Origin of the sequence: Nocardia sp. NPDC004654, assembly GCF_040609595.1 — a bacterium.
Lineage (GTDB): Bacteria > Actinomycetota > Actinomycetes > Mycobacteriales > Mycobacteriaceae > Nocardia.
Map to the genome: position 1 here is coordinate 748,036 of NZ_JBEXKI010000002.1, position 17,196 is coordinate 765,231.

General features: G+C 68.1%; 1 protein-coding gene. It reads right to left on the reverse strand.

The features are described 5' to 3' along the window. Positions 1–18: 18 nt before the first annotated feature. On the reverse strand, positions 19–17,163 hold the full coding sequence (locus ABZV58_RS09295; protein ID WP_354999631.1) for an amino acid adenylation domain-containing protein: 17,145 nt from the start codon (positions 17,161–17,163) through the stop codon (positions 19–21). Positions 17,164–17,196: the final 33 nt, after the last annotated feature.

The following is a 17,196-nucleotide window of genomic DNA, read 5'->3' on the forward strand; positions in this document are numbered from 1 at the left end:
CTTGCTCACGATCACCCCTCAGCCACGAACTCGATCGATGTGTAGCTCGTGGAAGTGCTCGGTGAGGACGAGGCCGATTGTGCGGAGTGCGTCCGGGTCGGTCATCCGTTCGTGCCGGGCGGGAATGCGGTGTTCGGTGATGCGGCCGGTGATGTGTTTGTTCCATGCGAGAGCCGGAGAGGGGCCGTTGTCCCTGTGGTCCGGAGTGGAGCTGAAGTAGATCAGGTCACCGGCGAAGGATGCGGGCCGGTGGTTTCGGGTGAGGTCGACGAGCCGGGTGTAGTCGCGGTGCAGGGTCACGAGATGCTCGGCGGTCAGGGCGGTGAAGAGTCCGCCCTGCCGATGCAGCAACTCGGCCGCGACCTCGAAGGTGAGGTCGGCGGGAAGCTCGAAAGCGGCGAGGCCGCCGAACTCGGTCAGCAAGTCCGCGGTGGTGGGGGCCAGAGTGCCGACGATGCGGTCGGTGACGACTCGGGTGTCCATCATGGCCAGGGTCGCCACCTGTTCACCGTCTCGGCGGAGTTGGACGGCGATCGCGTGGGCGATGGTGCCGCCGAGCGAATAGCCGAGCAAGTGGTAAGGGCCGTGCGGCTGGGCGGACCGCATCTCCCGTACGTAGCGGGCGGCGAGGTGGTCGAGTGTGTCGAACCGCGCGGTGGGATCGGTCAGCGTCGGGGATTGCAGTCCGTACACGGGACGGTCGGGGTCGACGTGCTGCACGAGTCCGCTGAAGCCCCAAGCCAATCCGATGGCGGGGTGGACGCAGACCAGTGGTGGGCCGGTTCCCGCAGCACGCAGCGGGAGTAGCACCGACAGTGCGTCGCCGGAATCCTGTTCCTCGAGGCCGCGCAGGCGGGCATCGATGCGGCGAGCCAGCAAGTGCGGTGTCGGGTCGGTGAAGACCCATTGAATCGGCACGTCGGCGCCGGTCGATTCCGCCAGCCGCGCAACCAGCTGGGTGGCGGCCAGCGAATTGCCGCCGAGGGCGAAGAAGCCGTCGTCGACGCCGACGCGTTCGATGTCGAGAGTCCGGGCGAAGGCGTCGCAGACGGTGGTCTCGAGTGGGGTGGACGGCGGCCGGAATCGGGAATGCCGCCGGTCGGGTGCGGGTAGGGCTTTGTAGTCGAGTTTGCCGGTGGAGGTGAGGGGGATCCGGTCGAGGGTGAGGATCGCGGTGGGGATCATGTGGGTGGGTAGCCGGGTCGCGAGATAGGTGGTCAGCGCGAGGGTGTCGGGCGTGGTGTGCGGGGCGGGGACGACGTAGCCGGTGAGTTGGCCGGAGCCGTTGGATCGGCTGTGGACGGTGACGGCGGCGTGGGTGATGTCGGGGTGGCCGCGTAGCGCGGCTTCGATGTCGCCGCGTTCGATGCGGTGTCCGTGGATCTTGAGTTGCAGGTCGCTGCGGCCCTTGTATCGCAGGGTTCGGTCGGCGGTCCAGGTCACCAGGTCGCCGGTGCGGTACATCCGTGTCCCAGGCGGCCCGTACGGGTCGGGGACGAATCGGGCTGCTGTGGTTACGGGTTGCCTGTGGTAGCCGCGGGCGAGGCCCGGTCCGGACACGTACAGTTCGCCGACGACTCCGGGTGGGACTGGCCGCAGTCTGCGGTCGAGTACGACGGCGGTGAATCCGCGGGTCGGGCCGCCGATCGTCATCGGAGCGTTGGTGGTCGCGGGAGCGTCGGCGCAGCTCATGATGGTGGTTTCGGTAGCACCGTAGGAGCTGATCACCGTCCGGCCCGGAATCCACTGCGCTGCCAGGTCCGGTGGGCATGTCTCGCCGCCGAGGATCAGGGTGCCGAGGGTGTCGAGTTCGTCGGGGGGCAGCGAGGCGAGCACTGTCGGAGTGAAGGCGGCGTGGGTGACGCGTTCGGTCTTGATCACCTGTGCCAGGTCTGCGCCCGCGACCACCGGTGCGGGTGCGAGGACCAGCGTGGCGCCCGCGGCCGCGGCGCTGAGCCATTCGAGGACCGAGACGTCGAAGGTCAGGGCGGCGGCGCCCAGCACCCGAGAGGCCGGGGTGAGGCCGAACCGTTCCCGCGTTTCGGCGGCCAGGTCCGCGATTCCGCTGTGGGTGACCACGACGCCTTTGGGAATCCCGGTGGAGCCCGAGGTGAACATCAGATAGGCCGGGTGGTGTGGCCGTAGCGTGGTCGTGCGGTCGCGGTCGGTGATCGCGGCGGGGGACGCCGACGCTGTCGTCGCCGCGAAGGACGGGTCGTCGAGGGCAAGCCAATCGGTGGTGTCCGGCAGCTGGTCTCGGTGGATCCCGAGTGTCAGCCCTACGGCGGCACCGGAATCGGTGAGCATGCCGGTGATCCGGTCCCGGGGATGGGCGGGATCGATGGGGACGAACGCGCCACCGGATTTGGCGACCGCCCACACGGCGATCACGGCGTCGACGGAGCGCGGTAACGCTATGGCCACCATCGATTCCGGTCCTGTTCCCGCCTCGATCAATACCCGCGCCCACCGGTTCGAAATCTCGTCGAGTTCGCGGTAGGACAGCCTCGAGCCGTCGCAGACCACCGCTTCCGTGTCCGGCGTCATCGCGGCCGTCAACACCTGCGGCAAGATCGATAGCGGCAGACCGGGGCGACCGCGAACGGGGACCAAGGTGGCTCGTTCCTCCGGCGACAGCAACTCCAGCTGGGTCAGCGGGAGGTCGATGTGTTCGGCGAGGGTGTCGAGCACGCGCAGCATTCGGTCGGCGATGGCGTCGATCTGGTGTCGGGTGAACAGTTCCGGCAGGTATTTGAAGGTCAGGTGCACTCGGGTGTCCTGATGGACGACCAGGCCGAGCGGATAGTGCGCGGCGTCGCGTCCGTCGACGTCGAGAACGTGCATCCCCGCGATGTCGGTGTCTTCGGACAGACCGGCCCGGTCGACCGGGTAGGACTCGAGGACGGTCACGGTGTCGAACATCGCGCCGGGACCGGCCACGCGCTGGATCTCGGTGAGCCCGAGGTGGTGATGGTCGAGCAGCGCGGCCTGTTCGGCTTGGATTCGCCGCAGTAGCTCGGCGAGCGTTTCGTCGTAATCGAGCCGGATCCGGACGGGCACGGTGTTGACGAACAACCCGATCATCGATTCGATGCCGGGGATCTGCGGCGGGCGCCCGGAGACGGTGGTGCCGAAGACCACGTCCTCGCGGGCGGTCGAGGTGGCGAGCACGATCGCCCAGGCGGCTTCGACGAGGGTGTTGAGCGTGGCCTCTTGTCGATGGGCCACCGCGACAAGGGCCGCGGTGCGCTGCTGGCTCAGTCGCACCTGGACTTCGCGCGCGGCGATGGTGGGTCGGCGGCCGCGATCCGCGGGCGCCAGCAGGGTCGGCTCGGCGATGCCCTCGAATGCCCGCGCCCACGCGGCTTCCGCGGCGTCACGGTCCTGGGCGTTCAGCCACCGCAGGTAGTCGCGGTAGGGGCGCACCGTGGGCAACACCGTGGGGTCGCTGTCGGCGGCGTAGAGGGTCAGCAGTTCTCGGATGAGCAGTGGCGTGGACCAGCCGTCTATCAGGATGTGGTGCATGCTCAGCAGCAGTCGATACCGCCGGGGCGCGGTGCTGATCAGGGTGAGTCGCAGCAGCGGCGCGGTGGTCACGTCGAAGCATGCGCGGCGGTCGGCGTCCATGAACTCTTCGAGTGCGGCTTCCGTGTCGTCGCGCCCGGCCAGGTCGATCTCGGTGAACGGCACGTCGACGTGCTGGTGCACCACCTGGACCGCTTCGCGGGCGCCATCGCGCACGAATGCGGTCCGCAGGTTCGGGTGACGTCCGAGGAGAGCCTGCGCGGCGCGGCGCAGCCGGTCGGCGTCGACGCGCCCGCCGAGTTCCAGACCGAGTTGCACTATGTAGGCGTCGAGGGTGCCGTCGGCGAGCTGGGCGTGGAACAGCAACCCTTTTTGCAGCGGCGTGAGCGGCCAAATGTCGTCCAGTGTCGAACGTCCGGCCGCGAGCCGGTCGATCGCGGCTTGGTCGAGGTCGACGAGGCCGACGTCGGAAGGGGTGAGCCCGCCCGCGTCGGGGCGGGACGCGTGTGCGGCCAGTGCGGTCACCGCGTCGCGCCACAGTTCCGCGAGGTCGGTGACCTCGGTGGAGGTGAGCACGCCGGTCGGATACTCCCAGGCCGCGGTAAGGGTGGGCCCGTCCGAGGTATCGATGGTGACCGCGTTGATGCCGAGCAGGGCAGCGACGGGCGCGTCGGGGTTCTGGATGCTGCCGCCCTCGGGTCCGTCGCCTGCGGGCATCCACCCGATGTCGCGCAACGTCGGGGGAGTGGTGTCGAGTCGGCCGAGGTAGTTGAAACTCACCTGGGGAGTGGGCAATTCACGCAGGACGGGGGCGGTATCGGCGTTGAGATAACGCAGCAGTCCGTAGCCGATCCCGTGGTCGGGGACCCGCCGGAGTTGTTCCTTGACCGACTTGACGACCGCCGCGGCGGCATCCCCGGCGGCGAAGGCGTCGTCGATGTCGATACCGGACACGTCGAGCCGGACCGGGTAGGTGGTGGTGAACCATCCGATGGTGCGGGTGAGGTCGGCGCCGGGAAGCACCGTGTCGTGGCGGCCGTGGCTTTCGAGGGTGAGCAGCGTCTCGGCGACGGTATCGCCGCGGCGGCGCCGCCATCGGGTCAGCGCCAGCGCGAGCCCGGCGACGAGGGCGTCGTCCACGTTGCCGTGGAACGCCCTGGGCAGGGTGGTGAGTACGGCGCGGGTCACCGCGGTGGGAAGCGCCACCTCGACGGTGGCGGTGGTGGCTTGCACGTCCACGGACGGGTCGATCGGGCGGGCACCGATCGGCGGATCGTCGGCGGCGAGCGTGGACTGCCACCAGTCGAGTTCGTCGAGGCTTCCGGCGGCGGTGTTCAGCGCATGCGCCCAGCGCCGCACCGACGTGCCGACGGGCGCGAGCCGCGGCCGCTGTCCGGCACTCAGCTGGGCCCACGCCACGGCGAGATCGGGGACGAGGATCCGCCACGACACGCCGTCGATCACCAAGTGGTGCGCGACGACGAGCAGCCGTCCCTGTTGTCCGGCCCAGTCGAACCAGACCAGCTGCAGCACGACTCCGGCCGCGGGGTCGAGGCGTTCGGCCGCCGCGTTCGCCTCGGCGTCGGCGAGCGCCGCGAAGGCGCTGCTGTCCGGCGCCACATCCACCGGCACCCGCCGGATCAGCCCGGCGGCGGGCATCGCGGTCGGCTGCACCCGTAGCGTCCACCCCGACGGGTGCGCGGGTTCCGGCTGTAGCCGAGCGCGCAGCATGTCGTGGTGATCGATCACCGCCTGGACGGTGGCGCCGATTCCGGTGGCATCGATGCCGGTCGGCAGGGTGAGCATCACCCACTGGCAGAAGCGATCGAAGCCGCCGCGCTCGATCATCCAATGCATGATCGGCGTCAGCGGTACCGGTCCCACGCCCCCGCCGGGCAGTTCCGCCGGAAGGGAGGTCGCCGCGGCGCTGTCGTCGAGAACGGCGATCTCGGCCAGTCCGGCGACCGTCTTGCGCTCGAACACCTCGCGCGCGGAGAACACCACACCCGCAGCCCTCGCTCGCGTCACCAGCTGGATCGACATGATGCTGTCGCCGCCGAGGGCGAAGAACGAATCGTCGGCACCGACCGTGTCGATACCCAGTACCTCGGCGAACAGTCGCGCCAGCGTCGTCTCCACGTCGGTGGCCGGTGCCCGGAATTCGGCTCGGCCCGCGGTGAAGTCCGGCTCGGGCAGAGCGGCGCGGTCGATCTTGCCGTTCGCCGTCACCGGGAGCGCGTCGAGCACCATCACGGTCGCGGGCACCATGTGCGAGGCCAACCGCTCCGCGGCGAACGCGCGGACCGCGGCCGCGTCGAGGTCCGCGCGGTGCTCGGGCTCGACGTACCCGATCAACCGGTCGCCGGTGGCGGGGTCCCGGTGCACAGTCGCCGCTGCTCGGGCCACACCCGGGCAGGCGACCAGAGCCGATTCGACCTCGCCGAGCTCGACGCGGAAACCACGAATCTTGACCTGGAAATCCGACCGGCCCACATATTCGAGCGCCAGACTCCGGTCAGGTAGTCGCGCCCACCGCACCAGGTCGCCGGTCCGATACATGCGTTGTCCCGGGCCCTCGAACGGATCGGCGACGAACCGCGATGCCGTCAGACCCGTCCCGTTGCGGTAGCCGCGGGCCAGGCCGGGGCCCGCCAGATACAACTCGCCGACGACCCCGATCGCCACCGGCCGCAACCACGCGTCGAGCACGACCTGGCCGACCCCGCGGATCGGTCCACCGATCGTCACCGCCTCACCTGCCACTATCGGCGCACCGGCATCGGTCAGGATCGTGGCCTCGGCCGGGCCGTAGGTGTTGAAGAATCTCCGGCCCGGCGCCCACCGCGACACCAGTGTCGGTGTGGGCGCTTCGCCACCGGTCACGATGGTGCCGAGGTCGTCGAGCCCGGCGGGATCGACCGTCCCCAAAGCCGCGGGCGTCAGCGCGACATGGGTCACCTTCGTGCGCGACAGGATCCGCGCCAGCTCGTCTCCGCCGTAGACGGTCGGGGGCGCGATCACCAGCCGACCGCCCGCCGCGAACGCCAACAGGTGTTCCAGCACCGCCGCGTCGAAACTCGGAGACGCGAAAGCCAGCACCCGCGCGCTCGGCCCGGTGCCGAACCGCGAACATTCCTCGGCCACCAGGTTCGCCAACCCTCGATGCGACACCACCACACCCTTCGGCACACCTGTCGAGCCGGACGTGTAGATCACGTACGCCGCGTTGTCGACCCGCACCGCCGATGTTCGCTCCGCATCGGTCACCGGCGCCGACGACAACCCCGCGGCCTCCGTTTCGACCTCGCCGAGGATCAACCACGGAACAGTCCCGGGCAGCCGATCCCGCCACTCCGGCCGTGTGATCCCCACCGCCACACCGGAATCGGTGAGCATGTGCTCGATCCGGCTCGCCGGGTACTGCGGATCCACCGGCACGAACGCTGCCCCCGACTTAGCCACCGCCCATACCGCCAGTACCGAATCGACCGACCGCGGCAATCCGACCGCGACACTCGCCTCCGGCCCGACACCCCGGCCGATCAACAAGCGGGCCAACCGATTCGACTCCGCGTCCAGCTCGCCGTACGTCCACCACCGATCCCCGCACACCACCGCGACCGCCCCCGGATCCCGCTGCACCGCCGTCGCCAGCAACTCCGGCAGCACCCGCTCCCGCACCGCTGGATCGCCCGAAACCGGCGTCAACTCCCGGTGTTCGGCCGGGGAGAGCAGGTCCAGCCGCGCCAGCGGCAGATCCGGGTCGGCGGCGACGGCGCCGATGACGCGCAGGAACCTCCGCAGGGTCGCGTCCATAGTGTCCCGGTCGAAGAGTTCGGGCAGGTAGTTGATCTCGACGTGCAGTCGGGTGTCGACCCGCGCGACCACTCCCAGCGGATAGTGCGCGGCGTTGACGCTGGTCACGTCGATCAGCCGCATGCCGGCGATATCGGTGTCCGCGGTCAGCCCGCCGCGATCGATCGGGAAGGACTCGAACACCGTGATCGTGTCGAAGACCGCCGCGGGCCTGGCCACCCGCTCGATGTCGGTCAGACCCACGTAGTGGTGATCGAGCAGTCCGGCCTGCTCCGCCTGGATTCGGTCGAGCAGCTGGCCCAAGCTCTCGGCGGGATCGAGGCGGACGCGCACCGGCAGTGTGTTGATGAACAGTCCGATCATCGACTCGATGCCCGCGATCCGCGGGGGCCGTCCGGACACCGTGGCGCCGAACGTCACGTCGTCCCGGGACGTGAACGCGCCCAACACGATCGCCCATGCCGTCTGGATCACGGTGTTGAGGGTGACGCCACGAGCGCGCGCCAGGCCGGTCAGCGACGCGGTCTGTTCCTCGGTCAGTTCGCCGACCACCTCACGCGATTCGGTGTACGGGCGGCCGGGATCGGCCGGAGCCACCAGGGTCGGCCCGTCGGCGCCGTCGAACGCGCGAGCCCAGGCGTCGAGCGAAGCGGTCGGGTCTCGCCCGCCGATCTCCGCCAAGAAGTCCCGGTAGGGACGGAGGCGAGGCAGGATCGCGGCGTCGCCGTCGGTGGCGTAGAGGATCAGCAACTCCTTCAGAAGCAGCGGCGTCGACCAGCCGTCGAGCAGCAGGTGATGGTTGGTCAGCACCAGCCGGTAGTGCTCGGGCCCCGTGGTGACCAGCATCCAGCGCAGCAGTGGGGCACGAGCCGGGTCGAACCGGGCCGCCCGGTCCGCGGCCATCAGCCGATCCCACTCGCGGTCGCGGGCACCGTCCGCGAGCCCGGACAGGTCGAGCTCCGACCAGGGGACCTCGACGTTTTCGTTGACCACCTGCACCGGTCCGGCGGCGGTGTCGGTGACGAACGCGGTGCGCAAATTCGCATGCCGGTCGAGCAGCACCTGCGCGGCTCGGCGCAGCCGCTCCGGGTCGACCCGCCCACGCAGCTCGAGGACCAACTGCACCAAGTAGGCGTCCATGGACTCTTCGGACACCAGCGCATGGAACAGCAACCCCTCCTGCAACGGAGTCAACGGCCAGACGTCGCTCAACGCCGGATAGCTGTCTTCGAGTCGCTCGATTTCGGACTGCCCGAGCCGGACCAGAGTTAGGTCCGACGGCGTCCGTCCGCCGGACCCGGCGTGCTGGACATGTCTGGCCAACGCGGTCAAGACTCGGCGCCACGACTCCGCCACCTCGCGTACCTCGTCGGCGGTGAGCACCCCGGCGGGATACGACCAGATCGCCCGCAACCGCGGACGGCCCGCCTCGTCGTCGGTGCAGGCCTTGATGTCGAGCACTGCCGACACCGGCATATCCGGATTCCGCGCACCGGCAGCGGCGGGATCATCCACCGGCATCCATCCGGCCGAAAGTATTTCTTCGGGAAGATCCGTGGCGGTGTAGTCGAACGCGATCTGCGGCGTCGGCCGGGTTGCGAGAATCGGTCCGGTGTCTTCGTTGAGATATCGCAACAAGCCGTAGCCGATTCCGTGGTCCGGAACGGCGCGCAGCTGCTCCTTGACAGACTTGACCGCTGCCCCCATAGCCGGGCCACCGGCGCACGCGTCCTCGAGATCGATGTCCGAAAGGTCCAGGCGCATCGGAAAACTCGTGGCGAACCAGCCGACCGTCCGGGTCAGATCCGAGCCCGGGACGGCGTCCTCCGCACGGCCGAGCCCTTCGAGATCGATCACCACCTCCGCGAGTTCCGTCGTACGCTGGCGCCGCCACTTCGTCACCGCTACCGCCAGCGCGGCCAGCAACCCGTCGCCCACACTGCCGTGGAATGCCGCTGGGACGTCGGTCGACAGCGCTTCGGTCACCTCGGGGGACACGACGACCTCGACCGTACGGATCGTGGCAGCCACATCGATCTCGGGGTCGAGAGGCCGGGATCCGATCACCGGATCGTCCCGGGTGGCCATCGCCTGCCACAAGTCGAGCTCGGCGGTCCGCTCCGGGCGTTGGGCTGCCTCGACCAGCCCGTGCGCCCACCTGCGCATCGATGTCCCGACCGGGGCCGGATCGGGTGGCTCGCCGGACTCGATCCGCGCCCACGCGACCGCCAAATCGGCAACCAGCACCCGCCAGGACGCCCTGTCGATCGCCGAACGATGCACCAGCACAAGCACTCTGCTCGACTCCGCCGCGTCGACCGGATCGAACCAGACCATCTGCATCACGATCCCGGCGCCCGGATCGAGCCGATCCGCGGCGGCCGCCGATTCCGCCGCCACCGACGCACGGAACTCGTCGCTTCCCGGCTGCCCCGCCATCGCCACCCGGCGGACGACGTCGTCGGCTCGAATCTTCCCGATCGGCAGCACCTCCCAGGCCCAGCTCCCCTCGGCGCCGGGGCGCAGCCGCGCGCGCAGCATGTCGTGCCGATCGAGTACCGCCTGCACCGTGGCCGCCAGCTTCCGCTGGTCGATCCCCGCGGGCGGAGCCAGCATCATCGCCTGCGAGAAGCGGTCGAACCCCCGCTCCGCGCCTTCGATCAGCCGTCGCATGTTCGGCGTCAGCGGTATCGGCCCGACACCCCCGCCGGGCAGTTCCTTCGGAAGGGCGGACGCCGCGGTGCTGTCGAGGACGGCGATCTGGGCCAGCCCGGCAACGGTTTTGCGCTCGAACACGTCGCGCGCGGAGAACACCACCCCTGCCGCCCCGGCCCGAGTGACCAGCTGGATCGACCTGATGCTGTCGCCGCCGAGGGCGAAGAACGAATCGTCGAGGCCGACCGTGTCGATACCCAGGACACCGGCGAACGATTCGGCGATCGTGCGTTCGAGCGGTGTCTCGGGTGCTCGGAACGCCTTGTCGCCGACGAATACCGGATCGGGGAGTGCGTTGCGATCCAGCTTGCCCGCCGCGGTCAAGGGGATCCGATCCAGCACCATGATCGTGGACGGGACCATATAGGACGGCAACCGGCCCGTGAGGTACTCGGTCAGGGTCGTGGTATCTATCGACTTACCCGGCGCGGCGAAGACATACGAAACCAGCGACTGGGACCCGGAATCGCCGCGGTGACCGATCGTGGCGGCGAAATCGACGGTCTCATGGGCGGTGAGCGACGCATCGATCTCCCCGAGCTCGATGCGCAGACCACGAATCTTGACCTGGAAGTCCGACCGGCCGAGATGTTGGAGCGCTCCGTGGGCCGTCCATCGGACCAAGTCTCCGGTGCGGTACATGCGTTCGCCGGGCGCCCACGGGCATGCTACGAAACGCGCGGCGGTGAGACCCGCCCGGCGGTGGTATCCGCGGGCCAGCAAGGTGCCCGCGACATACAATTCGCCTGTCACGCCGGCTGTTACGGGTTGTAGTCGTTGATCGAGCACCCATACGGAGGCACCACGGATCGGCTTACCGATAGTGACCGGTTCGTCTGCCGTCAGTGGGGAGGCCAGCGTCGCGGCGATCGTGGTCTCGGTGGGCCCATATTCGTTGACCATGTTCCGGTGGTCGTCGCTCCAGCGTGCGACCAACTCGGCGCCGCAGTCCTCGCCGCCGACCAAGAGATTTCGCAAATCCGGTAGCGGCCAACGATTGCGGTCGATGGTGGACAATGCCGAGGGCGTGATCAGGAGATGGCTGACGTGCTCCCGGTCGAGCAATTCGCCGAGTTCGTCGCCGCCGTAGACATCGCTGGGCGCGATGACCATGGTCGCGACCCAGTACACCGCGTCCAGTAATTCCAGTACCGACACATCGAAGCTCGGCGAAGCCAGATGCAGAACGCGAGAACCTGATCCGATTCTCATGCCATGCCGGTGCACGGTGGCGCAGTTGCGGAGTCCGCGGTGGGTGACCGCGACGCCTTTGGGCAGTCCGGTCGATCCGGAGGTGTAGAGGACGTAGGCGACGTGGTCGACACGCAGCGGGCGTATCCGGTCGCTATCGGTGACGGGGCGGTTCTCGGTCTCGGGGAGGTTTTCCGGTGTCAACCAGTCGATGGCGTCGGGTAATCGGCTTCGCGCTGATGGCACGGTCAGACCGATCGCCGCCTTGGAATCGGCCACGATGTGGGTGATGCGTTCGATGGGATTGGTCGGGTCGATCGGCAGAAAAGCGGCGCCGGTCTTGGCGACCGCCCACACCGCGAGTACGGAATCCGCGGAGCGCGGCATGCCGATCGCGACGATATCCTCCGGGCCGACACCGCGCTGAATCAATATCCGGGCCAACCGATTCGAACGCTCGTCCACCTCCCGATAGCTCAGCTGCCGCCCCTCGAAAACGATCGCCGCGGCATGGGGATCTCGTGCGGCCGCCGCGGTCAACAGGTCGGCCAGTGTGGCGGGCGCCGCCGCGGGCCCGCCGGAGCGCGACACCAGGTCGGCACGTTCGGCGGCCTCGAGCACCTCGATCATCCCGACCGGGACTGTGGGATCGGTGGCCACCGACTCGAGTATCCGGATCCACCGCTGTACGAGGGAGTCGATCGTCGCGGTGTCGAACAGCTCCGTGGCGTAGGTGACCGCTACCGCCATCTCGCCACCGTTGTGGGTGTCCGACAGGACGACCTGCAGGTCGAAACGAGACACTTCGTTGGGAAGGTCGACCACCGATACATCGAGACCGGGCAGTTCGAGCTTCACCTGTTCCAGATTCTGGAATGCCAGCATCACCTGGAACAGGGGGTGCCGGGACTGGGATCGTTGGGGAGCGAGTTGATCGACCAGTTGCTCGAACGGCACGTCGGCGTGTCCGAAGGCATCCAGATCGATCTGCCTGACTCGATCGAGCAGATCGGTGAACGACTCGTCGGGATCGATCCGGGTCCGCAAGACCAGGGTGTTGACGAACATGCCGATCACGTCGTCGAGTTCGGCCGCGCCGCGCCCGGCGATCGGTGTCCCGATCGGAATATCGGTGGTGCCGCTCAACCGGGCGAGCAGGACCGCCAGCGCGCCGTGGATCACCATGAACAGTGACGAACTATGGTGCCGCGCCAGTCTTTCCAATGTCCGCACCAACTCGGCGTCCAGGGTGTAGTCGATGGTGGCGCCTCGATTGGACGCCACCACCGGCCTCGGCCTGTCGGTCGGCAGACGAAGTTCTTCGGTGACTCCGTCCAGGGTTTCGGTCCAGTACCGGATCTGCTGGGCGCTCAGCGATTCCGGATCGTCGGGCGAGCCGAGAGTAGCTCGTTGCCACAGTGCGTAATCCGCGTACTGGACGGGCAGCGGTGTCCACGAAGGGACTTCGCCGCGGGTTCGGGTGGTGTACGCGGTCGTCACGTCGCGGGCCAGCGGTGCCATGGAGAAACCGTCCGCGGCGATGTGGTGCACGACGACGGCCAGCACGTATTCGGGCTCCTCGCTGTCGGCAGCGCGGAACAATCGGGCACGGACCGGCGGCCGGGCGCTCACATCGAAGCCTGCGGTGACGAATTCGGTTACCGCCGTGTCCACGTGGCTCGCAGGAACCGATACCAGGGCCAGCTCGGGGTTTATCTCGTCGGCGGGTTCGATGAGCTGGATCAGCATTCCGTCGTGGTCCGGATACCGCGTCCGTAAGGACTCGTGCCTGCGCAGGACGTCGACCATGGCCGATCGCAGTGCCTCGACATTCAACTCGCCACGCAACCGGATGGCGATCGGCACGTTGTACGCCCCCGAGCCGGTGTCGTACTGGTTGAAGAACCACATCCGTTGCTGGGCAGGCGCCAAGGGCACGAGGTCCGGGCGCGGCCCGGCGATCAGCGGTGGGCGTTGCCGACCGGCGCCGGAATGCTGCTCTACGCGGGCAGCCAGCGCCGCTACCGTGGGCGCCTCGAACAACAGCCGCACCGGAATCTCGGTGTCCAGCGCGGCCCCCAGCCGCGCGGCGACCCTGGTCGCGACCACGCTGTCCCCGCCGAGGGCGAAGAACGAGTCGTCGAGGCCGACGGCATCGATTCGCAATACCTCGGCGAACGATCCGGCGATCGTGCGTTCGAGGGGTGTCCGCGGTGCGCGGAAGGCCTTGTAGTCGGTGAATACCGGATCGGGCAGCGCCTTGCGATCCAGCTTGCCCACCGACGTCAAAGGGATACGCTCCAGCACCATGATCGCGGACGGGACCATATAGGACGGCAACCGGTCGGCCAGGTACTCGGTCAGGATCGTGGTATCGATCGAATTGCTCGACGCGGCAACGACATACGAAGCCAACGACTCGGTCCCGGCATCGTTGCGGTGGCCGATCGTCACGGCGAAACCGACGCTCTCGTGAGCGGAGAGCGTCGCATCGATCTCGCCGAGTTCGATACGACGGCCACGAATCTTCACCTGGAAATCGGATCGGCCGAGATGCTGGATCGCTCCATCGGCGGTCCACCGGACCACGTCCCCTGTGCGATACATCCGCTCGCCGGGCCTCCAGGGGCACGCTACGAAACGCTCGGCCGTCAAAGCGGTCCGGCGATGGTATCCGCGGGCCAGCAGAGCACCCGCGACGTACAACTCACCCGCGACACCAACCGGCACCGGTTGCAGCCGCTGATCCAGAACCCATTCCGAGACACCGCGAATCGGGCCACCGATCGTCACCAACTCACCGGCCGTCAACGGGGGAGTCAACGTCGCGGCGATGGTGGCTTCGGTAGGGCCGTACTCGTTGAATACGCTCCGGTCGCCGTCGCTCCAGCGCTCGACCAACTCGGTGCCGTAGCCCTCGCCGCCGACCAGCAGGTATCGCAAATACGTTAGCGGCCAACGAGTGTGGTCGATGGTGGACAACGCCGAAGGCGTGATCAGCATATGACTGACCTGCTCGCGGTCGAGCAGTTCGGCGAGTTCGTCGCCGCCGTAGACGTCGCTGGGGGCGATGACCATGGTCGCACCCGCGCACAACGCCAACAGCAATTCCAGTACCGATACGTCGAAGCTCGGCGAAGCCGAATGCACGATACGAGAACCGGGTTCGATGCCCATGGCGTGCCGGTGCTCGGTGGCGCAGTTGGCGAGTCCGCGGTGGGTGACCGCGACACCCTTGGGCAGTCCGGTCGATCCGGAGGTGTAGATGACATAGGCGAGGTCATCGACACGCAGCGGGCGTACCCGGTCACCGTCGGTGACGGGGCGGTCCTCGACGTCGTCGAGGTCCTCCGGTGTCAACCAGTCGATGTCGTCGGGCAATCGCGTTCGCGCCGAGGTGACCGTGAGACCGATCGCCGCGTGGGAATCGGTCACCATGTGGGTGATGCGTTCGCGGGGATAGGTCGGGTCGATCGGTAGAAACGCGGCACCCGACTTGGCGACCGCCCATACCGCGAGTACGGAATCCGCGGAGCGCGGCATGCCGATCGCGACGATATCCTCCGGGCCGACGCCGCGCTGAATCAGTAAACGGGCCAACCGATTCGAACGCTCGTCGAGTTCTCGGTAGCTCAGCTGCCGCCCCTCGAAAACGATCGCCGTGGCGTCGGGATCCCGTGCGACCGCTGCGGTCGCCAAGTCGGCCAAAGTAGTGGGCGCCACCGCGGGCGCACCAGAGCGGGACAGTAGGTCGGCTCGCTCGGCAGGCTCGAGCACCTCGATGCCCCCCACCGCGGCGGTGGGATCGGCGGCCACCGACTCGAGTATCTGGATCCACCGGTGCGCGAACGAATCGATCGTCGCGGCATCGAACAAATCGGTGGCATAGGTGAGCGCTACCGCAATGCCGCCACTGTCGTGATCGTCCGACAGCACGACCCGTAGGTCGAAACGAGACGCCTCGTCGGGCAAATCGACCACCGACACATCCAGACCGGGCACCTCCAGTTCCGCCCGCTCCAAATTCTGGAAAGCCAGCATCACCTGACACAGCGGGTGGCGAGCCTGCGACCGTCGCGGAGCGAGTTGATCGACCAGTTGCTCGAACGGAACATCGGCGTGCCCGAAGGCATCGAGGTCGACCTGCCCGATCCGGCCGAGTAGGTCGGTGAACGACTCGTCGAGATCGACCTCGGTCCGCAACGCCAGGGTGTTGACGAACATATCGGCCTCGTCGTCGAGCTCGGCCGCGAGGCGGACGGCGACCGGCGTGCCGATCGAAATATCGGTCGAACCGCTCAACCGGGCGAGCAGGACAGCCAACGCGCTGTGAATCACCATGGGCAGTGGCGAACCACGTTGCCGTGCAAACTTTTCCAAGGACAGAACCAACTCGGCGCCCATCGAGTAGCCGAGGGTGGCACGCCGATCCGACCTCACCGCGGGCGACCTGTCCACCGGGAGATACAGCTCCTCGGGAAGGTCCGCGAGCGTGGCTCGCCAGAACGCCAGGTTCTCGCGGCGGCGCCGTATTCCGGCGCCGTGCCGGGCGCTGTCGGGGTGGACCTGGCCGAGATCGGTGTCCGGTGCGGCGGCGGCGAACGCGTCGAGGAACTGGACGAATCTGGTGTAGTGCGCCGACAGTTCGGGGCCGGTGTAGAGGTTCGGATTGGCCATGAAGTGCAGGATCGTCTGTGGCGGGTCGCCTGCCTGGTAGAGGTCGACCAGCAAATCCTCGACCGGCCCGGAGCTGAGGATGTGGAATTCCGCGGACATCGACCCGAGCCGGAGTTCCTGGTGGAAGAACATGACATTCACCACCGGGCCGGCGAAACGCCGCTGTCCGTTGTGTCCCGCGGCGGCGCGAATGTCGGTGAGGCCGCACCGCTGGTGCCGCAACGCTCCGATCAGGTCGGACTGCACGCGCCGCACCAGCGTCGCGATCGTGTCGCCCGTACCGAGCGCGATCGGAAGCGGCACAACGTTGACGAAGACTCCAGCGGACCGCCGCAGCACCGCGGTGGTGCGACCCGACACGGGAATATTGACCATGACCTCGTCCCGGCCGGTCATCCGGGCCAGATAACTTCCGAACGCGGCGATCACCACCGCGGCGGGGGTCGCGTCCAACGCCTGCGCGGAACGATCGATCCGCCCCACCGTCTCGGCGGGCAGCTCGGCCTTCGCCACGACACTGTCCGCGCGGGCGGGCGCGTATCCGGCGGCCAGGCTGGACTCCTCCTCGACGCCGGCGAGTCGGTCGAGCCAATACGCTTGGTCGCTGGCGAATCGCTTGGACTCCCGGTAACTGCGATCGGCCTCGTAGAGGGTGCGCAGGTCCGCCGCTTGGTTCGGCTCCGCTGTCCGGCCCTCCACCGCCGCTGTGTACAGCGCCGCGACCCGGTTCATCACCGTCATCGCGGCGTAGCCGTCCCCTGCGACGTGGTGACCCTTGAGGTACCACAGGAAATGCCGATCGCCGACCTGCACCATCACCCACGTCAGCAACCGGTCTCGCATCATATCGAAAGGCGAGGTGTACTCCCGGCGCATCCACTGCAAGGCAGCCGCCATGGGGTCCGGTTCGCCACGCATATCGATGAGCGGCCCCGTCGAATCCAGCGACGGGTCGAACAACTGATGCGGCTCACCGTCGATCTCGACCAGTCGCATATATCCGGATTGGAATTCGTGGCCCGCTCGAATCGAAACCTTGCGAAGTAAGTCGAGATCCAGATCCCCATGGAACTCGAGATACTGTGCCTCACATATCGGCACATCCGGGCTCAATTTCTGCGCCAGCCACAGCCCCCGCTGTCCAGCGGACAGCGGCACCGGCTGAGTGACCGACACGTCGGGCTCGGCGTCCCCGCCCGGCCCCTGGTCGAGCGGGGACTGCGGTCGCGGAACGGTCATCACTTGCCTCCAGACCCGACCGCGCCCAGTATA